Source organism: Burkholderia sp. 22313 (assembly GCF_052045245.1).
Taxonomy (GTDB): domain Bacteria; phylum Pseudomonadota; class Gammaproteobacteria; order Burkholderiales; family Burkholderiaceae; genus Burkholderia.
Genome location: NZ_JBQEON010000022.1, coordinates 88,882 through 111,059, shown reverse-complemented (window position 1 = coordinate 111,059; position 22,178 = coordinate 88,882). Strand labels below are relative to the sequence as shown.

The 22,178-nt window shown below is 66.2% G+C and carries 22 protein-coding genes and 1 pseudogene; 10 read left to right on the top strand and 13 right to left on the bottom strand.

The window, feature by feature from the left end; translation table 11 throughout:
• Positions 1 to 311 precede the first annotated feature (311 nt).
• The 7 genes and pseudogenes from ACTJKF_RS19290 to ACTJKF_RS19260 all read left to right on the top strand — a co-directional run.
• A pseudogene (locus ACTJKF_RS19290) lies at positions 312 to 1,604 on the top strand (quaternary amine ABC transporter ATP-binding protein); the annotation flags it as partial.
• Positions 1,597 to 2,493 carry a choline ABC transporter permease subunit gene (gene choW, locus ACTJKF_RS19285; protein ID WP_440625207.1) on the top strand — a complete coding sequence of 299 codons (897 nt, stop codon included), beginning with the start codon at positions 1,597 to 1,599 and terminating at the stop codon, positions 2,491 to 2,493. The pseudogene ACTJKF_RS19290 and the gene choW, both read left to right, overlap by 8 nt.
• A 117-nt stretch (positions 2,494 to 2,610) precedes the next feature.
• The gene (locus tag ACTJKF_RS19280; RefSeq protein WP_440625205.1) at positions 2,611 to 3,612 is read left to right on the top strand and encodes a GlxA family transcriptional regulator; all 1,002 of its coding nucleotides are present in this window, start codon (positions 2,611 to 2,613) and stop codon (positions 3,610 to 3,612) included.
• Positions 3,613 to 3,723: 111 nt separating this feature from the next.
• Positions 3,724 to 4,671, top strand: a complete 948-nt coding sequence (locus ACTJKF_RS19275; protein WP_440625203.1) for a choline ABC transporter substrate-binding protein — start codon at positions 3,724 to 3,726, stop codon at positions 4,669 to 4,671.
• A 401-nt stretch (positions 4,672 to 5,072) separates the two neighbouring features.
• A complete protein-coding gene (locus tag ACTJKF_RS19270) occupies positions 5,073 to 5,633 on the top strand; it encodes a hypothetical protein (RefSeq protein ID WP_440625201.1) in 561 nt (186 codons plus the stop codon).
• Positions 5,623 to 6,282 carry a M35 family metallo-endopeptidase gene (locus tag ACTJKF_RS19265; RefSeq protein WP_440625199.1) on the top strand — a complete coding sequence of 220 codons (660 nt, stop codon included), beginning with the start codon at positions 5,623 to 5,625 and terminating at the stop codon, positions 6,280 to 6,282. The genes ACTJKF_RS19270 and ACTJKF_RS19265 overlap by 11 nt, the downstream gene beginning before the upstream one ends.
• Before the next feature lie 103 nt (positions 6,283 to 6,385).
• Entirely contained in the window at positions 6,386 to 6,694 is a 309-nt protein-coding gene (locus ACTJKF_RS19260) for a hypothetical protein (protein WP_440625197.1), read from the top strand.
• Positions 6,695 to 6,819: 125 nt separating this feature from the next.
• Here the strand turns inward: ACTJKF_RS19260 and ACTJKF_RS19255 are convergent, their stop codons facing one another.
• From ACTJKF_RS19255 to ACTJKF_RS19245, 3 genes are all read right to left on the bottom strand, one after another.
• Positions 6,820 to 7,968, bottom strand: coding sequence for a WD40/YVTN/BNR-like repeat-containing protein (locus ACTJKF_RS19255; RefSeq protein WP_440625195.1), 1,149 nt, complete (start codon positions 7,966 to 7,968; stop codon positions 6,820 to 6,822).
• Positions 7,969 to 8,022: 54 nt separating this feature from the next.
• Positions 8,023 to 8,292, bottom strand: coding sequence for a MoaD/ThiS family protein (locus tag ACTJKF_RS19250; protein WP_440625193.1), 270 nt, complete (start codon positions 8,290 to 8,292; stop codon positions 8,023 to 8,025).
• A gap of 125 nt (positions 8,293 to 8,417) precedes the next feature.
• Positions 8,418 to 8,816: a nuclear transport factor 2 family protein gene (locus tag ACTJKF_RS19245; protein ID WP_440625191.1), complete on the bottom strand. Its 399-nt coding sequence runs from the start codon at positions 8,814 to 8,816 to the stop codon at positions 8,418 to 8,420.
• Between the two features lie 78 nt (positions 8,817 to 8,894).
• On the opposite strand from ACTJKF_RS19245, the gene ACTJKF_RS19240 reads away from it, so the two are divergent.
• The gene (locus tag ACTJKF_RS19240; protein ID WP_440625189.1) at positions 8,895 to 9,836 is read left to right on the top strand and encodes a LysR substrate-binding domain-containing protein; all 942 of its coding nucleotides are present in this window, start codon (positions 8,895 to 8,897) and stop codon (positions 9,834 to 9,836) included.
• Between the two features lie 37 nt (positions 9,837 to 9,873).
• On the opposite strand, the gene ACTJKF_RS19235 is transcribed toward ACTJKF_RS19240, so the two are convergent.
• Positions 9,874 to 10,563, bottom strand: a complete 690-nt coding sequence (locus tag ACTJKF_RS19235) for an aspartyl/asparaginyl beta-hydroxylase domain-containing protein (protein ID WP_440625187.1) — start codon at positions 10,561 to 10,563, stop codon at positions 9,874 to 9,876.
• A gap of 459 nt (positions 10,564 to 11,022) precedes the next feature.
• Between ACTJKF_RS19235 and ACTJKF_RS19230 the strand changes: the two genes are divergently transcribed.
• Positions 11,023 to 11,313: a DUF4148 domain-containing protein gene (locus ACTJKF_RS19230; RefSeq protein WP_440625186.1), complete on the top strand. Its 291-nt coding sequence runs from the start codon at positions 11,023 to 11,025 to the stop codon at positions 11,311 to 11,313.
• A 255-nt stretch (positions 11,314 to 11,568) separates the two neighbouring features.
• Here the strand turns inward: ACTJKF_RS19230 and ACTJKF_RS19225 are convergent, their stop codons facing one another.
• The 9 genes from ACTJKF_RS19225 to ACTJKF_RS19185 form a co-directional block, all read right to left on the bottom strand.
• Positions 11,569 to 12,096 (bottom strand): cytochrome b, encoded by a 528-nt coding sequence (locus ACTJKF_RS19225; RefSeq protein WP_440625185.1) that lies wholly within the window; start codon positions 12,094 to 12,096, stop codon positions 11,569 to 11,571.
• Between the two features lie 221 nt (positions 12,097 to 12,317).
• The gene (denD, locus tag ACTJKF_RS19220; RefSeq protein WP_440625183.1) at positions 12,318 to 13,289 is read right to left on the bottom strand and encodes a D-erythronate dehydrogenase; all 972 of its coding nucleotides are present in this window, start codon (positions 13,287 to 13,289) and stop codon (positions 12,318 to 12,320) included.
• 27 nt (positions 13,290 to 13,316) lie between these two features.
• A complete protein-coding gene (otnI, locus tag ACTJKF_RS19215) occupies positions 13,317 to 14,093 on the bottom strand; it encodes a 2-oxo-tetronate isomerase (RefSeq protein WP_440625182.1) in 777 nt (258 codons plus the stop codon).
• A 60-nt stretch (positions 14,094 to 14,153) separates the two neighbouring features.
• A complete protein-coding gene (locus ACTJKF_RS19210) occupies positions 14,154 to 15,479 on the bottom strand; it encodes an MFS transporter (RefSeq protein ID WP_440625181.1) in 1,326 nt (441 codons plus the stop codon).
• A gap of 147 nt (positions 15,480 to 15,626) precedes the next feature.
• Complete coding sequence (otnC, locus tag ACTJKF_RS19205) at positions 15,627 to 16,268, bottom strand: 3-oxo-tetronate 4-phosphate decarboxylase (RefSeq protein ID WP_440625179.1); 642 nt, start codon at positions 16,266 to 16,268, stop codon at positions 15,627 to 15,629.
• Positions 16,265 to 17,563 (bottom strand): 3-oxo-tetronate kinase, encoded by a 1,299-nt coding sequence (otnK, locus tag ACTJKF_RS19200; RefSeq protein ID WP_440625177.1) that lies wholly within the window; start codon positions 17,561 to 17,563, stop codon positions 16,265 to 16,267. The genes otnC and otnK overlap by 4 nt, the downstream gene beginning before the upstream one ends.
• Before the next feature lie 19 nt (positions 17,564 to 17,582).
• Positions 17,583 to 18,473, bottom strand: a complete 891-nt coding sequence (gene ltnD, locus ACTJKF_RS19195) for an L-threonate dehydrogenase (RefSeq protein ID WP_440625175.1) — start codon at positions 18,471 to 18,473, stop codon at positions 17,583 to 17,585.
• A 62-nt stretch (positions 18,474 to 18,535) separates the two neighbouring features.
• Positions 18,536 to 19,240, bottom strand: coding sequence for a FadR/GntR family transcriptional regulator (locus ACTJKF_RS19190; RefSeq protein WP_124604614.1), 705 nt, complete (start codon positions 19,238 to 19,240; stop codon positions 18,536 to 18,538).
• Positions 19,241 to 19,443: 203 nt separating this feature from the next.
• On the bottom strand, positions 19,444 to 20,517 hold the full coding sequence (locus ACTJKF_RS19185) for a GlxA family transcriptional regulator (RefSeq protein ID WP_440625172.1): 1,074 nt from the start codon (positions 20,515 to 20,517) through the stop codon (positions 19,444 to 19,446).
• A gap of 261 nt (positions 20,518 to 20,778) precedes the next feature.
• Between ACTJKF_RS19185 and ACTJKF_RS19180 the strand changes: the two genes are divergently transcribed.
• Complete coding sequence (locus ACTJKF_RS19180) at positions 20,779 to 22,164, top strand: L-serine ammonia-lyase (protein ID WP_440625170.1); 1,386 nt, start codon at positions 20,779 to 20,781, stop codon at positions 22,162 to 22,164.
• Positions 22,165 to 22,178 lie beyond the last annotated feature (14 nt).

Sequence of the window (22,178 nt, the reverse complement as noted above, 5' to 3'; positions counted from 1 at the left end):
ATCACAATGGCCATGCGGGATTTTCTGGGTTGCGGGCGGGGCGCGAAACGTGGCTGTCGAGCGGTCGCGATGCGGTTTTTTCGTACGACCATTCGTTGGGGCCGCGGCACGCAACCGCCACGGTCCGATCGGACGTGAAATTGTCGCAAAGCGACGTGCGGTGGAGGCGGATTGGCGCAAAACGCCACGGCATTCGTGTCTCGCTGCTGCGCACAAGTCCTGGGCGCGATGCCCGTCGTTACTGGCCGTGCGCGTATTGCGTCGCCGCAATCGGGGGCCGCCGCGCGCCGTGCCCCGCGTGGCGGGGCCGACGGGCGTGTCGTATTTGCGCAAGCGTTTGTCGTAATTCGTCGGCAGGTCGGGGTTTTTTCTGGCAACTATGTAGGCACGCTATGAACACGCGTGAGTCCCCGCTACACGAGGAGAAGGTTTCGATGGATGCCCCCAAGGTCGTGGTCGAAGGTCTGTGCAAGGTGTTTGGAAGCAACCCGCAGCAGGCGCTCGACATGCTCGCCGCCGGCGCGACGAAAGACGATGTGCTCAAGCGTACCGGTCAGGTCGTCGGCGTGCACAACGTATCGTTCGACGTGCAGGAAGGCGAAATATTCGTGCTGATGGGCCTGTCCGGCTCCGGCAAATCCACGCTGATCCGCCTCGTGAATCGGCTGGTCGATCCAAGCGCCGGCAAGGTGATGATCGACGGGCTCGACGTCGCGTCGGCACGCCGCTCGGCGCTGACCGCGCTGCGCCGCAAGGACATGAGCATGGTGTTCCAGTCGTTCGCGCTGATGCCGCATCGCACCGTGGTGTCGAACGCCGCGTTCGGCCTCGAGGTCGCGGGCGTCGGCAAGAAGGAACGCGAGCGCCGTGCGATGGAAGTGCTCGAGCAGGTCGGTCTCGCCCCGTTCTCGCACAAGCTGCCGTCCGAGCTGTCGGGCGGGATGCAGCAGCGCGTCGGCCTTGCCCGCGCGCTGGCCGTGAACCCGTCGCTGATGATCATGGACGAGGCGTTTTCCGCGCTCGATCCGCTCAAGCGCCGCGAAATGCAGGACGTGCTGCTGCAACTGCAGAAGGAACAGCGCCGCACGATCATGTTCGTGTCGCACGATCTGGAAGAGGCGCTGCGCATCGGCAACCGCATCGCGATCATGGAAGGCGGCCGCCTCGTGCAGGTCGGCACGCCGCAGGACATCATCACGAACCCGGCCGACGACTACGTGCGCGCGTTCTTCGACGGGGTCGACACCAGCCGCTACCTGACGGCCGGCGACCTGATGCAGACGGGTGCCGTGCCGATCGTGTCGAAGTGCGACGCCGCGAACGTCGCGGCGACACTGAACGGCAGCGCCGAATACGCGTTCGTGCTCGACGCCGCACGCAAGCTGCGCGGCTTCGTCACGCGCGACGCGATCGGTCAGGCCGCGCCGTCCGTGCGGCCGATCGAAAGCATCCGGCGCGATGCGTCGCTCGAACACGTCGTCGCACGTGTGGTCGCGAGCCCGAATGCACTGCCCGTCGTCGACGACGACGGCTGCTACTGCGGCTCGGTCGACCGCGCACTTATCCTGAAGGCCATCACGCGTTCGCGAGGCTCCCATGTCTGAAATGATTCCGCTCGGTACCTGGGTCGACCAGTCCGTTCACTACCTCCTCGACCATGACGCGGCGACGTTCGATGCGATCGGCCGCGCGATCGAGGGGCTCGCCGCCTTCGTCGAGCACAGCCTGCAGGCGATCCCGATGTGGCTGATGATGGCGATCTTCATCGGTGTGGGGCTGTGGCGCGTGGGCTGGCGCTTCGCGCTGTTCACCACGCTGTCGCTGCTGCTGATCTTCGCGACGGGCTTCTGGGATCAGACCGTCATCACGCTCGGCCTCACGCTGTCGTCGACGATCATCAGCCTCGTGCTCGGCATTCCGCTCGGCATCTGGGCCGCGAAGAGCAAGTGGGTGGCCGCGATCGTGCGTCCGATCCTCGACCTGATGCAGACGATGCCCGCGTTCGTCTACCTGATTCCGGCCGCGATGCTGTTCGGCCTCGGCCGCGTTCCGGGGATCCTGTCGACGGTGATCTTCGCGATGCCGCCGGCCGTGCGCCTGACGAGCCTCGGCATCCGTCACGTGAACCGCGAGATCGTCGAAGCCGGCCAGGCATTCGGTTGCACGCCGTGGCAGCTCCTCTACAAGGTGCAGTTTCCGAACGCGCTGCCGTCGATCATGCAGGGCGTGAACCAGACGATCATGATGGCGCTGTCGATGGTGATCATCGCGTCGATGGTCGGCGCGGGCGGCCTCGGCAACGACGTGCTCGCCAGTATCCAGCGTCTCGACATCGGCCTCGGCTTCGAAAGCGGTTTGTCGGTCGTGCTGCTCGCGATCATTCTCGACCGCATCACCGAGAGCTTCGGCCGCGCGCCGGGCACCGTGAAAGCACCGCTGTTCTCGGGCCTGAAGCAACTGTTCCGCGCGAAGGCCGCGCCCGTCCAGGCCTGATCCGCCGGCGGCCGGCTCGTCTGCCGGCCGCCTTCCCCGATTCGACACCGGCTTCCTCGGCGTGCGCCGCGGGGCTGGCGTCCTGCACCCTGCTCAACCGTTCGCCAGGAGCCCGATGTGACGTCCGCCGCTGCCGCCGCCGTGCCCGCCGCCTGCGTTTCACCGGTTTCGTCCCTTGCTCATTTCGGCTTCCTCACGCTGCCGAATTTCTCGATGATCGCGTTCTCGAGCGCGGTCGAAGTGCTTCGGATGGCGAACTACGTCGGGCGCGCCGACCACTACCAGTGGTCGATCTACTCGCTCGATGGCGCCCCCGTGCATGCCAGCAACGGCATCGCGGTGCGGCCGACCCAGGCGCTCGATTACACGAACCTGCCGGACGTGATGATCGTCTGCGGCGGGATTCGCATCCGCGACGTGGTCGACGACGGCGCGCGCGACACGCTCGCGGCGCTCGCCGAACGCGGGCTGCCGCTGGGCGGCATCTGCACCGGCGCGTATGCGTTGATGTCCGGCGGGCTGCTCGACGGCTATCGCTGCACCGTGCATTGGGAGAATTTGTCCGCGCTGCATGCCGAGTTTCCGCAGGTGGGATTCGCCGACGAGCTGTTCGTCGTCGATCGCGACCGGCTCACCTGCACCGGCGGCACCGCGCCGCTCGACCTGATGCTGAACCTCGTCGGCATGCGCTTCGGCCAGCAGCTCGCCGCGCAGGTGTCCGAGCAGTTCATCCTCGAGCGCATTCGCAGCTCGACCGACACGCAGCCGATTCCGGTCGATGCGCGCGTCGGCTTCTCGCGCGCGGAGCTGATCGAGGTCGTGCGGCTGATGGAGGCGAACATCGAGGAGCCGCTGTCGCTCGAGGAGCTCGCGCGGCTCGTGCGGCTATCGCAGCGGCACCTTCAGCGCATGTTCAAGGTGTACCTGAACGTATCGCCGACCCACTATTACCTGACGCTGCGGCTGAAACGCGCGCGCGACCTGCTGCGCACGACCGATGCGTCGATCGCGCGCGTGACGACGACGTGCGGATTCCATTCGCCGTGCCATTTCAGCAAGGCGTACCGCGCGCAGTTCGGTCATGCGCCGAGCTACGAGCGCAGGCTGCCGGGACGCTGACGCGACCGACCTCGAACCATACGGTCCGCGACGCTGCCGGGATCGCGGCGCGCGGCTTCAACACTCGATCCCGAAACCATGAATAACGACGTCACCTTGAGGAGAAGACAGATGAAGCGCCTAATGATCGCAGCGGTATGCGGGATCGGGATCGCCGCGCCGATGTCGGCGGTTTATGCGGCCGACCCGCCCGTGTGCAAGAACGTGCGCTTCGCGGACGTCGGCTGGACCGACATCGCGGCCACCACCGGCCTCGCGACCACGATGCTGCAGGGGCTCGGCTACGCGCCGACCAAGACGATCGCGTCGGTGCCGATCACGTTCGCCGGCATCAAGAGCAAGCAGATCGACGTGTTCCTCGGCTACTGGTCGCCGACGATGGACCCGATCATCCAGCCGTTCACGAAGGCCGGCACGATCAAGGTGCTCGCCACGCCGAACCTGACCGGCGCGAAATACACACTCGCGGTGCCCGACTACGTGTACCAGGGCGGCCTGAAGTCGTTCGCCGACATCCAGAAGTATGCGGACAAGCTCAACGGCAAGGTCTACGGGATCGAGCCGGGCAACGACGGCAATGCGCTGATCAAGAAGATGATCGACAGCAACCAGTTCGGCCTTGGCAAGTTCAAGCTGGTCGAGTCGAGCGAGGCGGGGATGCTGGTCGAGGTGAATCGCGCGATTCGCGACAAGCAGTGGATCGTGTTCCTCGGCTGGGAACCGCATCCGATGAACGTGCAGATGAAGATCGATTACCTGAGCGGCGGCGACGACGTGTTCGGCCCGAACTACGGCGAAGCGAAGGTGCTGACGGCCACGCCGCCCGACTACGCGCAGCGCTGCCCGAACGTCGCGAAGTTCGTGTCGAACCTGCAGTTCACGACGTCGATCGAGAACCACGTGATGGTGCCGATCATGAACAAGGAAGACCCGAACAAGGCCGCCACCGAGTGGCTGAAGGCGAACCCGCAATCGCTCGACAAGTGGCTGGCCGGCGTGACGACGATCGACGGCAAGCCGGGCCTGCCGGCGGTGAAGGCGTATCTCGGCGTGCATTGAGCGAGGTGGTTGGGTCTTTTTTCGCTTGGGCCTGAGGTTTGCTGGTGTTCATGCGCCCCCGAACGACAGAGTTGTTATCTGGGTTCGGGGGCTTTTTGCATGCTTGTTCAGCGTCCTGGTCAATCGATTCGGAAATTTAATGATAGAAATATAAGAAAAATTAGTTATACGAATTTCGAACTCGTATGATTGAAAACCATTTCGAGAGCGAGCATCTTTGTGTTGGCGAATCACGCCAATTTCACGAAGGGGGTCAGGATGCCGCATAAGCAGAAATTACCCGAGTATTTGCTTTCCGTTGTCGACTCGCATGCCGATCGCAGCGGGCATGAGGACGCTACCAACAGAGAGCTGATGGTCTTGAGGCTTGCTATGTCAGGCGGCGAGCGCGGGGATGGCACATGATCCGCTATTTTCTTGCCCAAGGTGATCGAGGCGGCAGCGCGACAATTACGGAAGGGCTGCCGACCGTTACCTGTTCCAATCCGCCTCCGCGCGTGCATATCGCGACACTCGATATGAAAACCTACTGCACGGCTTGCGGGCAGGAGGGATTTATTGGTCCAAAGGGGCCGCGGTGGTCTGGAACCGGGCCGAACGGCAAACCTTGGGCGTTGAGCGGCGACATTAACGTCTGTGGTTGCAATCCGCCGCCGATCTTCTATGCCGAGCGCGGCATGAGGATGTTATTTACGGCTGAGCAAGCAGCGGCGTTGACTGGGCAGATTCGAAATCACACGGATTCTGCATCGACAGCCAGCGATGAGCACGACGAGCAGTATGTCTTGTGCGATGAGCGGAGCGGTCAGCCGCTTGCACGTGTTCGGTACCGAATATGCACAGCATCAGGTCAGGTCTTCAGTGGTGTCACTGATTTCGAGGGAAACACCCAGCGTGTAACAACGCGTCACTCGGAGAAACTCAGGCTCGAGGTCGTGGAGGAGAACAGCGATGTCGTGTAACGAATACGTTTGCGTCCACGAGTCTGCCGAGACGAATACCGTGCCGGGCTCCAAGGTTAAGGTTTTCCTGACGCTCAACGGGCCGCCAATCTGCCCGACCATGACTGACGCAGAATTCAGAAAACTGATGATGCAGCTTCGCGATGAAGGGGCCGATCTGGTCGAGGAGCGGCTCAAAAGACTGGCCGAGTGGGCACCTGAGGAGCGTAGACGTGTCTGGACGTGGTTTGGCGCAAATGACCACGAGATTCGTCATCGCCTCGCCACTGGACTGACGTCGACCCTCTCTGTCATGCGGTCACTCGGCCCTGGGAATTTCTTGAGGGCTCGTCACGACCTGGATAGAGCACTTGGGTGCTTGCCTACCAACAAGAACGTCGGAACCGTTGCGCATGTATGTGGTCCGGACACTGAAACGCATACAATAAGCATTCACGAAGAATTTTGTACGATTCGCGATCGAAGTCGGGCGGCAACATCGAAGTTGTCAACAATTATCCACGAATGTACTCACTTCAAGGATACGTTCGGGGCGGGCGATCCAAAGTATGGAATCACGCGATTTCTTCCCGAATGGGGGCAAAATAATCCTCAGATGGCCATTAAAAATGCAGACAGTATTTCGGCATATGTTATCTGGCTTGATTAGCGGTGCGTTCCTGTTGTTTGGAGCGGGAAATTCGTATGCTTGCGATGGGTCCGAGAATTTGCCGGGGCAAAATTTTGATCTTATGTTCGAGCGGAATTCTGCGATGGTGAGCGACGCGCAAGCGAAGAAGCTGAGGGTCTGGGTATCGAAAATGTTGTCGCAGTTTCCGATTCGCGAAGGCGTAGCCGTGAGCGGCGTGGCCGAGCCTGCGGAAATCGATCCAGGCGGACTGTCTGCCCGGCGTGCCGAATCCGCCCGGCGGTTGTTGGTGCGTTTCGGGCTGAAACGGGAGCGCTACGCTGTTCATGGTTATGTTTATAAACGCATGAGCATTCAGGACGATGAGAATGTAAAGCGCGCCGAGATAACCTTGCTCCCTGGCTGCCCCGACAACTGTTGCATCGATAAGTAATGCACGTCGCGACGTGAGACGGGGCGTATCTCCGCGTCGTCATTTCAATGACGACCGCGTCACTCAGGCCTCCTTCGTCGCCGCCTGCACGTCGAATACGCGATCGAACGCCCACTGGAACTTCGTTACCCGAAACGCACGCAATACACCGGCGGCAAATGCGCGGATATTTGCCGCCAGTGTTCGCCGCCGTCGCCCGACGTCCATAACCCGCCCGTCGTCGACGCCATCGCGAGACGCGTGCCGGAGTCGTCCACCGCGAGCCCGTGCCGATACACGAGATCGTAGGCCGGCGCGGGCGGCAAGCCGTTCGACAGGCTCTCGAAACTGCGGCCGCCGTCGCGCGTGCGCGTGACGACGAACCGGCCGTTTACCGGAATCCGGCATGCATCCTTCACGGCCGGGACGAACCACGCGGTGTCCGGGTCTTTCGGATGCACGGCGACCGCGAAGCCGAAGCTCGACGGCTGCGCTTCGATACGCTGCCAGTGTGCGGCGCCGTCGGTCGAGCGGAAGATCGCGCAGTGATGCTGGGTCCACAGCACGTCGGGGTTGGCCGCGCACTGGACGACGCGATGCGGGTCCTGCACGTTGGGCTCGCCGCGCCGCTCGGGCGGCATGTAGTCGGCTTCCATGCCGTCGGCGTCGACACGCCAGGTCGCGCCGCCGTCGAAGGTCTGCCACACACCGCCGCACGAAATGCCGATCGTCACGTGCCGACTGTCGCGCGGATCGACCATCACCGAATGGATGCCCGGCGCATCGTAGCCGCCGCCGAACCACTCGGGCCGCTCCGGGCGATCCCATAGCGCACGGTTGAGCGCCCACGAATCGCCGCCGTCGTCGGAGCGGAACAATCCACCCGGGATCGTGCCGGCCCACAGGACGCCCGGTTCGTCGGCGCCACCGGCTTCGAGCGACCAGATCTGCTGAAGGGACCACGGCGGGCGCGGCGGGGCGGGCGCTTCGTTGCCCGTGCCGCCGGCGCCGGCGTGTGCGCCGACCTCGGCACGCGGTGCGTCGGCAGGCTGAGGCGGATAGACGGGCACCGCGCATTCTTCCCATTCGGCGGCATCGGCACGCCTGCGATGCAGCTTGACGCCGAAATGGCCGAGATTGAGCGCAGCATACAACGTGCCGTCGCGCGGGTCGGCCAGCGCCATGCTGACGGGTTCGCCGATGAAGTGCGGCTCGCCGAGCGACCAGCCGCCGCTACCGTCGGCAGGCAGCACGAACAGGCCCTTGCGGGTCGCGACGAGCAGTCGATCGTTCATGTTGGCGCTCCTGTGGGCTCGATCCGGCGTGTGCGGGGATGCGGATGCGTCCCCTTATCCGCCGGACAATGCCTGCACGACATACACGCGGCTTGCGTCGCCGAGCGTATCCGACAGGTGTTGCCGGTCACGTACCGGCTGGCCGTCGATGAATACCGACAGATGCTTTCTCAGCGCGCCCTGGTCGTCGACGATGTAGCCGCGCAGCCGCGGCTGTTCGCCGAAGACGGTGTCGAACGCTTCGCCGAGCGTGCGGGCATCGACGTCGCGCTCGGGCGTGTCGACATGCCGCTGGATCGACGCCGCGAAGAAGAGGTGGGCCATGGCAGTGGCTGGCAGGAGCCGCGCGAGGGGATCGGTCTGTAGTGTAGGCGATCGCTCGGGCCAACGGCCACGTTGCCGTCACGGTTGGCGGCGCGGCGCGGATGCTGCGCCGCGCAATGGCGGGCCTAGGCGTACTTGTCGCCGACCGTGCTTCGCACGGGATGCGTGTCATACACGATGATCATGCGCTCGATGCGCGCATCGTCGTCGAATTCGAATACGTCGACGCACTCGAACTGCACTGCCGAGCCGTCCTTCAGTACCCAGTCGTAGACGAAATAGCCGGTGGCCCGACGTGCGCCGGTCGCGCTCACGCAGATGTCGATCGGCGTGATGCGGCTTCGTCCGGATGCCGCCGCGACTTTTTCGAAGAAGGGGAGCGGCGCCATCCAGCCGAGAAACGGCGAGAAGATCCGCGCATCCGGCGTGAACAGTGCACAGATCGCGGCGACGTCGCCGCGCTCGAGCGCTTTCAGGTAGGTATCGACCTGCCGCGTGTATAGTGCGTCGGACGACGAGACCATGCTATTTCTCCGCTGATTGTTGACGAGCCAGCCGCGACATCCGTCGCGCTCCGGTTCAACCACGATAGCGATGCAGCGATGACCGAACAAACGAATAATCCGCAACCCGGGTATGCCGCCCGCGCATATCCGCTGGCGGATCTCACGCGCGCGCTGCCGCCGCTGACGGCGTTCCAGGCCTTTGTCGCCGCCGCCGAACTCGGCAGCTTCAACCGGGCCGCCGAGCATTTGTGCCGCACCCAGGGCGCGGTGAGCCGTCAGGTGCAGCAACTGGAAGCGCATTACCGATGCGCGTTGTTCGTCCGTCATCCGTCGGGATTGACGCTGACGACGGAAGGCGGCGCATTGCTGACGGTGGCCGTCGACGTCCTCGCGCGACTGGCGCACCACGCGCATGCCCATGCGCAGGCCGCGTCGATCCTTACGTTGCGCTTGCCTTCCACGTTCGCGATTCGCTGGCTGCTGCCGCGGCTGCCGGCGCTCAATCACGCGTTGCCGCGGACCGAATTGCGCATCCACACGTCGGCGGACGACACGCCGGATTTCACCGACGCCGGCTTCGATGCGATCGTCGTGCGCGGCACCGGACGCTGGGCGGGAATGGTCGCGGTTCCGCTGTTCGAAGAGCGTCTCACGCCGATGTGTACGCGCGAGGCCGGCGCGTCGTTGAAGTCGATCGCCGATCTCGCGCGGGCGACGCTGTTGCATCCCGCAAGCAGTCGCGACGAATGGCGGTGCTGGCTGGATGCGGTCGGCGCCACGCGGATCGACGCGGGAACCGGTCTCGTATTCGATACGCTCGAACTGACGCTGACGGCCGCGGCCCAGGGGCACGGTGTTGCGATCGGCGATCCGCGCATGGCGGCGGATCGGCTGGCGGCCGGAACGCTGGTCACGCTGTTTCCGGAGGTGGTGGGCAACGGTCTGGGCTACTACCTCGTCTATCCGGTGCAACGTGCCGCGCAACCCGCGATGCAGGCGCTCGCGGCGGTGCTGACGCGGCTCGCGCGCGAGGATTGAAATTCGCCATGGCCGTCGCCGTGCGCCGCGCGGCGGGTCAAACCGGAATCGACCGCCCCCGCACCCGGATGCCGAGGCGCACGATGCCGATCACCACGTTCGACAGCCACGTCAGCAAGCGCGGCATCCCGCGCCGGCGGATATCGAGCAGCAGCACGATCCGCACTTCGTCGCTGTCGTTCCAGACCTCGTGCACGAACGTGTCGTCCCACAGCAGGAAGCGGCCTTCGTCGAGCCGGTATTCGCGGCCGTCGACCTTCAGCACCGCGGCCGGCGTGCCGTCCGCGCGCTTCGGCATCGACAGCACGAGATAGCCGCGCAGGATGCCGCGGAACGGCCCGCGATGCGGCGGGATGTGCTTGCCCGGCGCGAGGAACGACAGCGACGCGGACAACACGTCCGGCGACGCCGCGACGATCGATTCGACGCTTGGACAGCGCGACAGGTTGCGCGGAAACGGCTGCCCGTAGGCCTGCATGATGAACATCCGCCAGTCGCGCGCATCGTTGGCCGAGATGTCGTGCTGCTCGCGCATGATTTCGTGAAAGCGCGGGATGCGCGGCAGGTCGCGCGCGACGGCGAGGGCTTCCGCGCGGATCGCGGGCCACGCCCGCACGAAGCGCTCGGCGTCGGGAAACGCGGCCGTGTCGAGCACCGCGCCGCTGTCGATATGGCGGTCGTACAGCGTGCGAAGCAGGCCGGTTGCATAGTCGTAAGCGACGGACATGATCGAATGCGATGAACGATCCACGAGGTGTCGTCAGTCTGCCCCACGCGCGGTGGGGCCTGCGTTACGTCAGGTTACGCCGGCTGACGAAAGAATGACAGTTCAGTGATCCGCCGGCGCGAACGGCTCCGCGATTCCGGGAATAAACCGCCACCGCGCGTCGTCATACGGGATGTAGCACGTCGTCTCGTCGACTTCCGAAGGAGCGAAGCATGAGCACGCATTGGCTGGTGGCCGCCACGGCGGCGGCGATGTCCGTCGCGAGTGTCGCGACGTCCGTGTCGGCGCAGGCGCCGGCATTGTCGCGCGCGCGCCGCAGCCGACCCGACCGCGCTCCGCCGCATGCGTGGGTCCAGAGAGCTTCTGCATGCCGTATTTCGGAAGCTGACGTAGCAGACCGCTGCGTCGGATTCGACAGTCACGAAGGTTGATCGACACGAAACAGTGAAGGAGATCATGATGAAAACTTGCATCGCACTACTGATGATGATCGGTGCGATAGCCGGTCAGTCCGCGTTCGCGCAAACGACGGCGCCGCTCACGCGTGCGCAGGTTCGCGAAGAGTTGATGCGTCTGGAAGCGGTCGGGTACGACCCGTCGAAGGGCGATGACGGCGAATATCCGGCGGACATCCAGGCCGCGCAGGCGAAGCTCGCCGAGCAGGACCGGGCGAGGATGGCGGCAGCGGCCGCCGCGCATGCGCCGGCTCCCGCCATGCCGGCGCAGACCAGCAACGAGGTGCCGACATGATCGTGTGTGTCTTCGGGCCGTCGTGTTCGCGGGACGGCAAACCGCATGCCATCCGCGGCGCGCGACCGGCTCGAACTGCGCGGACGACCGGGCTGTCGATCGCGCGCCGCTTCGCGCGGCGCCGCGATCATCTCGTTGCCCGATTCCGATGGGCGGGCAGGGCGATCGCGGGGTGAGTCGCGATGCAGGCGAGAGCGCGATCCGCCATTGCCGGACTTTTGCCGGCGATGGCGCGCAAGGATGCGGGCGATGCGATTACCAGGGCATCATCCGTTGCATGACCCGATCGCGCAGCACGAAACGATGCATGATCGCGGCGGCGACGTGGAGGCAAATCCCGGCGAACAGGACCCACGCGAGGATCCCGTGCACGTCGCCCATCGCGTGCCCGAATCCCGATCCGGCTGCCGACAGCGCCGGTAACGGGACGGCACCGAACAGCGTCACGGCCCAGGCGCGCGACGACGCATTGATCCAGCCGAGCAACGGCACCGCGATCAGCAGTGCATAGAGCGCGACGTGCGTTGCGCCGGACACGGTGCGCATCGCGGGCGACAGTTCGTCGGCGGGCGGACGATGCGTCGCACGCCAGAGCACGCGGCAGGCCATCGCGGCGAGCAGCGCGGTGCCCACGATCAGGTGTGCGGCGATCAGGCCGACCGGTTGCGTATCGCGATGTACGTCGGGCATGGTCCAGCCGATCAGGTACTGCGCGACGACAAGCGTCACGATCAGCCAGTGGAGAAGGCGTGCGACTGCGTCATATCGGGCGGGCATAGACATGAAACTCCGGGCGAGCGATGGGGACGTACTTGCCGGCGAATTCTACGGCCGGATCGTTAACGAAACATTAAACACGCGACGGTGTACGCCGCCGCGCACCGGTTTCGTCATACCCAAAGCCGGGCGTCGTCGATCCGAGCCGGCCCGGCGGCCGGCCTCGGCAGTGCGATCAAGAAGACGAGGCCGCGGTCGCCGACGGCGTCAATGCCCGCTATTGCCCATCACCGCCGTTCGTCGGCGATATAGCTGCGGATCACGTCCGCGAACGACGTGTCGCCCTTCAGCCCGAGCGCTTCCGCGCGCGTCGTGTCCCAGCGGCCCGGCCAGCTGCCGACGATCCTCTCGACGCGTTCGTCCGGCACATGGCGGATCATCGTCACGGCGTCGTTGCCCGCGACTTCGCGCAGCGCGTCGATCATTTCGTCGACGGAAACCGACAGGCCCGGCAGGTTGATCACGCGCTTGTTGCCGAGCTTCTCGCCGTCGAGCTCGCAACCTGCCACGAGCGCTTCGATCGCGCCGCGCGGCGACAGCAGCCACAGCCGCGTCGAACCCGGCACCGGGCAGACGGTTTCCTCGCCGTTCAGCGGCTCGCGGATGATGCCGCTCGCGAACGACGACGCGGCCGCGTTCGGGCGGCCCGGCCGCACGCTGATGGTCGGCAGCCGCAGCACGCGGCCGTCGACGAAGCCGCGCCGCGCGTAGTCGCACAGCAGCAGCTCGGCGATGGCCTTCTCCGCGCCGTACGACGATTGCGGATTCAGCGCGGTGTCGTCCTGCACGACGTCGGGCAGCACCCCGCCGTACACGGCCACCGAGCTCGTGAACACCACCCGCGGCCGGTGGCCGCGCGCGCGGCACACCTCGAGCAGCGTGCGCGACGCGTCGAGGTTGATCCGCATGCCGAGATCGAAATCGGCTTCGGCCTGCCCGCTGACGATCGCCGCGAGGTGGAAGATCGCGCCCGTCTGCGTATCGATCGCGCTTTCGAGCACCGCGCGATCGGCGATGTCGCCGACGATCGACGTCACGCGTGCATCGCCGAAGTCGCTGCCCTTGACGACGTCGAGCAGCACCAGCTCGTCGATCCTGCCGGTCCGGCCGTCGGGGCCGGTCAGCTCGCCGCGCTCGAGCAGCTTGCGCGCGAGGCGCTGGCCGAGAAAACCGGCGCCGCCGGTGATCAGTACTTTCATGTTCATGCCCTCTGAGGAACGCTTGAATTACAGGTACGGCTTGAGCCAGCCGAGGCCTTCGGACGTGCCGGCCTTCGGGCGATACTCGCAGCCGATCCAGCCGTCGTAGCCGAGCGCGTCGATCAGCGCGAACAGGTACGGGTAGTTGAGCTCGCCGATGTCCGGCTCGTGACGCTCCGGCACGCCGGCGATCTGGATGTGGCCGATGCCCGCGAAATCGCGCTTGAGCTTCATCGCGAGGTCGCCCTCGACGATCTGGCAGTGATAGCAGTCGAACTGCACTTTCAGGTTCGGCGCGCCGACTTCCGCGCGGATATCGTGCGCGTCGTCCTGGCGGCTCAGGAAATAGCCGGGCATGTCGCGCTGGTTGATCGGCTCGATCAGGATCGTGACGCCGTGCGCGGCGGCGGCCTGCGTCGCATGCCGCAGGTTCGCGACGTAGGTGTCGCGATGGCGTGCGCGGTCGGCGCCCGGCGCGACCATCCCGGCCATCACGTGCAGCTTCTGGTTGCCGAGTACGCGCGCATAGTCGAGCGCCTGGTCGATGCCGCGCCGGAACTCGTCCTCGCGGCCGGGCAGCGATGCGGTTCCGCGCTCGCCGGCGGTCCAGTCGCCGGGCGGCGCGTTGAACAGCGCCTGTTCGAGGTGGTGCGCGTCGAGGCGCGCACGGATGTCCTCGGCGGCGAAGTCGTACGGGAACAGGTACTCGACGGCCTTGAAGCCGTCATGCGAGGCAGCGGCGAAGCGTTCGAGGAACGCGTGCTCGGTGTACATCATCGAGAGGTTGGCGGCGAAGCGGGGCATGGCAGCGGGTCCTGTGAATGAATGGGGCGGGGCGCACGGCGCCCCGCGTCGGATGAGGGCTCAGCGGTTCACGAGTTTCGCGGGCGTGAGCCACACGGCGATCGCGCCGATCACGAGCATCGCGGCCAGCACGTACATGCCGGACGACGTGCTGTGCGTGACGTCCTTCAGGTAGCCGATCACGTAGGGGCTCGCGAACCCGGCGAGGTTGCCGACCGAGTTGATGATCGCGATCCCGGCCGCCGCGGCGGAGCCGGCGAGGAACGCGGTCGGCAGCGACCAGAACAGCGGGGCGCAGGTCAGCACGCCGCCTGCCGCGAGCGACAGGAACACGATCGACACCACCGTATTGTGCGAGTACGACGCCGCGACCGCAAACCCCACCGCACCCATCAGCGCCGGCACGATCAGGTGCCAGCGGCGTTCGCGGCGCTTGTCCGCGCTGTGGCCGAACAGGTTCATCACGAAGATCGCGACGAGGAACGGAATCGCGGACAGCAGGCCGATCTGGAACGTATCGGTGATCCCGGTGGATTTGACGAGCGTCGGCATCCAGAACGTGAGGCCGTACTGGCCGGTGACGAACGCGAAGTAGATCAGCGACATCCACCACATGCGCGGGTCGGCGAACACGGCCTTCAGCGAATGGCCGTGCTGCTGCTGTTCCTGCGGCTGCGCGGCGATTTCATCCTCGAGCAGCTGCTTCTCGCGCTCGTCGAGCCATTTCGCGCCGCGGATGCTGTTGTCGAGATACAGGATCGTCGCGATGCCGACGAGCACGGCCGGCACGGCTTCGATCATGAACATCCATTGCCAGCCATGAAAGCCGGAGCCGCCGTGAAAGCGCTCCATGATCCAGCCCGACAGCGGATTGCCGAAGATCCCCGACACCGGAATCGCCGACATGAACACCGCGATGATCTTCGCGCGGCGATGCGACGGGAACCAGTACGTGAGATACAGGATCACGCCCGGATAGAAGCCGGCTTCCGCGAGACCGAGCAGGAAGCGCAGCACGTAGAACTGCGTCGGCGTCTTCACGAACGCGAACACCGCCGACAGCAGGCCCCACGTGATCATGATCCGCGCGATCCAGATGCGCGCGCCGATGCGGTGCATCAGCAGGTTGCTCGGCAGCTCGAACAGGAAGTAGCCGAGGAAGAAGATGCCGGCGCCGAGGCCGAACACGGTTTCGCTGAACGCCAGATCCTGCGACATCTGCAGCTTCGCGAAGCCGACGTTCACGCGGTCGAGATACGCGACCACGTAGCAGAGCATCAGGAACGGCACGATGCGCCAGAACACTTTCTTGTAGGTGCGGTCGAGCTCGGCCGATTGGGCGGGCGCGGCGGGCGAGCGGCTTGCGGCCGCGTCGAGAGCATTCATCGTCGTCTCCAGGGATGTCGTGTGCCGGCGGCGCGTACGCCGCCGGTCGTGTGTGTGCTGACGGAAAGGCCCGCGCACACGGCGGGCATGGAAAATCGATATGGAGTACTGCGTGATGTGTGCGCGATCCGGGCGCGATGCGTTGCGTTACCAGCGCGCGCCGAAGGTCTGGCGCAGTTCGTCGAGCGCGGCGTCGGACAGCGGCTCGGGCTTCGGGTGCGTCATCAGCCACAGTCTGGCCGTTTCCTCGAGCTCCTCGAGCGCATACGACGCGTGCGACACCGACGGGCCCCACATCACCGGGCCGAGGCGGTCGAGCAGCACGCCGCGCACCTGGTCGGCGAGCGCGGCGACTTCGGCCGCGACGGCCGGGTCGCCGGGGCGGCGATAGCGGATCAGCGGAACATGGCCGACCTTCATCACGTAGTACGGCGTGATCGGCGGCAGCACGTCGGTGTCGCGCCACACGCCGGCGAGCGTCAGTGCAACGAGGTGCGTCGAATGCGTATGGACGACGCCGTGTGCGTCCGCATTGCGTGCGTAGATGCCCCGATGCAGCGCGAGCGTCTTCGACGGCTTGCCGCCCGATACCGGCTGGCCGTCGAGGCCGACCTTCGCGATGTCGTTCGGGTCGAGGCGGCCGAGGCACGCGTCGGTCGGCGTGATCAGCCAGCCGTCGTCCAGACGCGCGCTGATGTTGCCGGCGCTGCCGACCGCATGGCCGCGCGCATACAGGCTCGCGCCGACGATGCAGATTTCTTCACGCAGTTTCGCTTCGTGGCTCATCATGCGGCTCCGTCGAGCGCACGCAGCGCCTTGTCGAAAAAGTCCACCGTGCCGAAGTTGCCGGACTTCAGCGCGAGGCCGACCGGCTGAGCGTCGATGGTGGCGGTGGCCGGCACGCCCGGATCGATCTGCGCGCCGATCTGCAGCGATTTCACGTCGAGTGCCTGCACGACCGCGCCGGACGTCTCCCCGCCGGCGACGACGAACTTGCGCACGCCCAGCGCGCGCAGCCCCTTCGCAATCGCCGCGAGCGTGCTTTCGACGAGATGGCCGGCCGCTTCGACGCCGAGTGCCTGCTGCACGGCCTTTACTTCGTCGGGCGTGGCCGTTGCATAGATCAGCACCGGCTGCGGCAGGTGCGAGCGCGCGAAGGCGAGCGCCTCGTCGACGACGGGTTCGCCGCGTGCGGCCGCGAGCGGATCGATCCGGAAACTCGGACGGCTTTCGCGCCATGCGGCGACTTGTGCGTTGGTCGCCTTCGACGCGCTGCCGGCGAGCACCGCCGACAACCCGTCGATGCGCGGCAGCGACGCTGCGTTGTCGCGTTGGGGCAGCAACCCGGCGCGACGGAAATTCTCGGGCAGGCCGAGCGCGATGCCCGAGCCGCCCGTCACGAGCGGCAGGGTCGCGCACGCTTCGCCGAGGACGTGGAGATCGTGGTCCGACAGCGCATCGGCGATCGCGAGGCGCGCGCCGTCCGCACGGAGTGCGTCGATGCGCGCACGCACGGCGGCCGCGCCTTGCGCGATCGTGTCGTAGCGGATCAGGCCGACCTGCGACTTCGTCTGCCGTTGCAGTACGCGCACGAGGTTCGCGTCCTGCATCGGCGTGAGCGGGTGATGTTCCATTCCCGATTCGTTCAGCAGCACGTCGCCGACGAACAGGTGACCGCGGAAGATCGTGCGGCCGTTCTCGGGGAATGCCGGGCACGCGATCGTGAAGCCGCCGCCGGCCGCATCGAGCAGCGCGTCGGCGACGGGCCCGATGTTGCCCGCGTCGGTCGAGTCGAACGTCGAGCAGTACTTGAAGAAGAATTGCCGGCAACCCTGCGCACGCAGCCATTCATATGCGGCAAGCGATTGCGCGACGGCGTCGGCTGCGGGAATCGTGCGCGACTTCAGCGCGACGACGATCGCGTCGGCGTCGATTGCCGGATCGGCTGCGAGGCCGTTGGCGGGTACGCCGATCGTCTGAACAGTGCGCATGCCGCTCTTGACGAGCATGTTCGCGAGATCGGTCGCGCCGGTGAAATCGTCGGCGATGCAGCCGAGCAGGGGACGGGAAGCGGAAGCGGTCATGGCAAATGCGTCGTTCGAATCAGCGGGCGGGCGGCAGCGTGATGCCGGGGAAAGTCTTGATCACGGCGGAATCGTCCTCGCCGCCGTGGCCGGCACTCGAGGCGCTCATGAACATCTGGTGCGCGGTAGCCGACAGCGGCAGCGGGAACTTGCTGCGGCGCGCGGTATCGAGCACGAGGCCGAGATCCTTCACGAAGATGTCGACGGCCGACAGTGGCGTGTAGTCGCCGTTCAGGATGTGCGGCACGCGGTTCTCGAACATCCACGAATTGCCCGCGCTGTGCGTGATCACGTCGTACAGCGCGTCGGCATCGACGCCTTCGCGCAGGCCGAGCGCCATCGCTTCGGCCGCGGCCGCGATATGCACGCCGGCCAGCAACTGGTTGATGATCTTCACCTTCGAGCCGATGCCGTGCGTATCGCCGAGGCGATAGACCTTGCCGGCGATCGCGGCGAGCACGTCGTCGCAGGCCGCATACGCGGCGGCCGGGCCCGACGTCATCATCGTCATCTCGCCCGACGCGGCGCGCGCGGCGCCGCCGGACACCGGCGCGTCGAGCATCTGCAGGCCCGCGGCCTCGATGCGCGCGCCGAGCGCGACCGCGAACTCGGGCGCGACGGTCGCGCTGGCGATCACGACGCCGCCGGGCTGCATCGCCGCGACCGCGCCGTGCTCGCCGAACAGCACCGTTTCGGTTTGCGCGGCATTGACGACGAGCGTGACGACGACGTCGCACTGCGCGCCGAGTTCGGCCGGGCTCGCGCAGGCCACGCCGCCTTCGGCCGCGAATGCCCGCAGCACGGTGTCGCGCACGTCGCAGGCGTGCACGCGGAACCCCGCGCGCAGCAGCGAGCGGGCGACGCCGAGGCCCATCGCGCCGAGGCCGATGACTCCAACATTTCGTGACATGGTCAACCTTGATCGATTCGGGAGAGGTTCGGGACAACGACGGCGCGCGTGCGCCGCCGGCTTCAGCAGATGCCCGCTTCCGCGAGACGGCGGGCGGCGTTGTACATGTGCGTGCGCGCCGCATTGCGCGCCGCCATCGGGTCGCGCGCGCGGATCGCGTCGGCGATCGCCGCGTGTTCCTCGCGCACCTGCCGCGAGAAATCCTCGCGCGTCGCTTCGTTGCGACGCGTGACCTTCACGCCGGCCTCGAGGTACTGGTTCAGGAACTGCAGCGTCTTCAGGAAATACGGGTTGCCGGTGACGGCCGCGATCGTGCGGTGGAACGCGACGTCTTCCGCGACGCCGTCGCGCCCTTCGGCCACCGCGTCGTCGATCTTGCGCAGCGCGTCGTCGATGTCGGCCATGTCGTCGGCCGTGTGGTGCAGCGCGGCTTCGGCCGCGACCTCAGCCTCGATCGCGCGGCGCACGGCCAGCAGATGCGGCAGCGAGCTCGCCTCGACGGCTTCCGCGTAGTCGATCCGCAGCGGCCGGATCGCGCCGTGCTGGTTCACGTACACGCCGCTGCCCTGGCGCGGCTCGACCACGCCTTCGTTCTTCAGCCGCGAGATGGCCTCGCGGATCACGGTGCGGCTCACGCCGAATTCCTGCGCAAGCACGGCTTCCGTCGGGAGCTTGCCGGTGGCGGAGAAACTGCCGGCTTCGATCTGCTTCAGCAGTTGCTGCGCGACATGGTCGCTCATCGCGCGGGCGGGAATTTTCTCGAACATGACGCCTGGGTTTGTAAGGTGATGTGGTCATCATACAAATTTGACGGAGCGTCGGCATCCGGGATAACCCTCGGCTAACGGCGGGTAACGTCGGTCAAGTTGATTGGGATCGGTTTCAATTTGCGCGGATATGCGTCGATCATGCGGGGGGCGACGCGCGGAGGAAGGCGAGAGGGCGCGCGCCGGCGGGCGGCGCGCGATCGTCAGTCGGCGAGGTCTTCGACCGGGTCGGGATCGGCCAGGGCCGGCACCTCGGCTTCCGCGACGTCCCCGCCGCGTTCGCGATAGGTCGCCGGCGGCACGCCGAACTGCTTGCGGAACTCGCGGCCGAGGTGCGACGCGTCGGCGAACCCGCAACTCGACGCGATATCGGCGACGGTGCGATCGGAGCTGGTGAGCAGCCACGCGGCCGTGCGCAGCCGCACCTGCTTCGCGAACGCCTGCGGGCTCTTGCCCGTCTCGGCCTTGAACAGCCGCTCGAGCTGGCGCGTCGACATGTCGAGCTTGCACGCGAGTTCCTCGAGCGGCAGCGCGCGCCCGACATGCTGTTCCATCAGGAGAATCGCCCGCTTGACCTTCGGATGCGTGGCCGGCTCCAGGCCGGGCGGATGCGGTTGCGGCGCATTGCCTTTCTGCATCTCGCCGACGAGCAGGATCCGCAACGCCTTCTGCACGGTCGCATGGTCGAAATGGCGCAGCAGGATCGCGGCGGCGACGTCGATCGACGCGCGGCCGCCCGAGCAGGTGATCCGGCGCCGGTCGATCACGAACAGGCGGTCGGCGATCAGCAGGTCGGGATCGGCGTGCGGGAAGCGTTCGATGAAATCCCAGTAGTGGAACCAGCTCACGCAGGTGCGGTAGCCGTCGAGCACGTTCGCGCGCATCAGCGTAAACACCCCCGTGCAGATTCCGACGACGGTCGCGCCGCCTGCGGCCGCGCGGCGGATGAACTCGAGCGTCTCGGGGCCGGCCTGCGGCCCCGAATGCAGCAGCCCGCCGACCACGACCACGTAATCGAACGGCTCGGCGCGCTCGAAGGTTTCCCACGGCGTGATCTGGATCCCGCAGCTCGCGCGCACGGGCGCCAGCGTCTCGCCGATCACGCTCCACGCGCAGCGCACGGGCTTGCTGTAGTCGCCGTCGTCGGCCGACAGCCGCAGCATGTCGACGAAACCCGAGAAGGCCGTGAGCGTGAAGTTCGGCAGCAGCACGATGCCGAAGCGGATGCGCTGCGGCGCCGGTTCGGCGAGGGGGGAAGCGGGTACGTCGGGTGTCATCGCGGTCAATCTCTCACGCCGGGAAGGCGGGTCTCACTCGTTTCACTCTGGTTGCGGGCACGGCAGCCGACGGGGCGCGGACACCGGCCGACTTGTGGTTTTTCGTCGCCGATCATCGTCAAAACGCACTTTCCGACCGTCCTGCGCGGGGCTTGGCGGCGGTATCCCACGCCGATGCCGTTTTTGTTCTATCGGCCAATTTTACGCTTTGATGTACTGATGCCAACGACATTTCACGTACGCCCACCCAGAGGAAGCCAGATGAACGTCAGCGCGTTCGACCTGTTCAAGATCGGCATCGGCCCGTCCAGTTCGCACACGGTCGGCCCGATGATCGCCGCGTGCCGTTTCGCGTCGCACATCGAGGACGCGAACCTGCTCGGCTTCGTGCGCCGCGTGCGGGTCGAACTATACGGCTCGCTCGGTGCAACGGGCAAGGGCCACGGCACCGACAAGGCGGTGCTGCTCGGTCTCGAAGGCCATCTGCCGGACACGATCGATCCGGACCTGATCGAGCCGCGGCTCGCCGCGATCCGCGCGGAGAAGTCGCTGTCGCTGCTCGGCAAGCAGACGGTGCGCTTCGACGAGAAGGAGAACATCGGCTTCTATCGCAAGCTGATGAGCGGCACGAGCATCGTGCACCCGAACGGGATGCGCTTCCAGGCGTTCGACGAGCACGGCCAACTGCTCGTCGAGAAAGAGTATTACTCGGTCGGCGGCGGCTTCGTCGTGAACCGCGACGGCGACCGCGTGAACGGCGTGCGCGCGGCGGTCGACGTGCCGTATCCGTTCCGCACCGGCGACGACCTGATGCGCCAGTGCCGCGAGCACGGCCTGTCGATCGCCGACGTGATGCTGCGCAACGAATGCGCGCTGCGTCCGGAAGACGAGGTGCGCGCCGGGCTGCTCGCGATCTGGCGCACGATGGCCGCCTGCGTCGAGCGCGGCTGCAAGGTCGAGGGCGACCTGCCGGGCCCGATGCGCGTGAAGCGCCGCGCGGCCGAGATGAACGGCCAGCTGCGCGCGCGTTCGGAAGAGTCGTTGCGCGATCCGCTGTCGATGCTCGACTGGGTCAACCTGTATGCGATGGCCGTCAACGAAGAGAACGCGGCGGGCGGCCGGGTCGTCACCGCGCCCACCAACGGCGCGGCCGGCGTGATTCCCGCGGTGCTGCACTACTACGTGAAATTCGTGCCGGGCTCGAACGAAGCCGGCATCGTCGAATTCCTGCTGACGGCCGCGGCGATCGGGATCATCTACAAGGAAACGGCATCGATCTCCGGCGCGGAAGTCGGTTGCCAGGGCGAAGTGGGCGTCGCGTGTTCGATGGCCGCGGCCGCACTCGCCGCGGTGATGGGCGGCACGCCCGACCAGGTCGAGAACGCGGCCGAGATCGGCATGGAGCACAACCTCGGCATGACCTGCGACCCGGTTGGCGGGCTCGTGCAGATTCCGTGCATCGAACGCAACGCGATGGGCGCGATCAAGGCGCTGAACGCGTCGCGGATGGCGCTCAAGGGTAACGGCCAGCACTACGTATCGCTTGATTCGGTGATCAAGACGATGCGCGAGACGGGGGCCGACATGAAGACGAAATACAAGGAAACGTCGCGCGGCGGTCTTGCCGTGAACGTCATCGAATGCTAACGAAGGATCGAAAC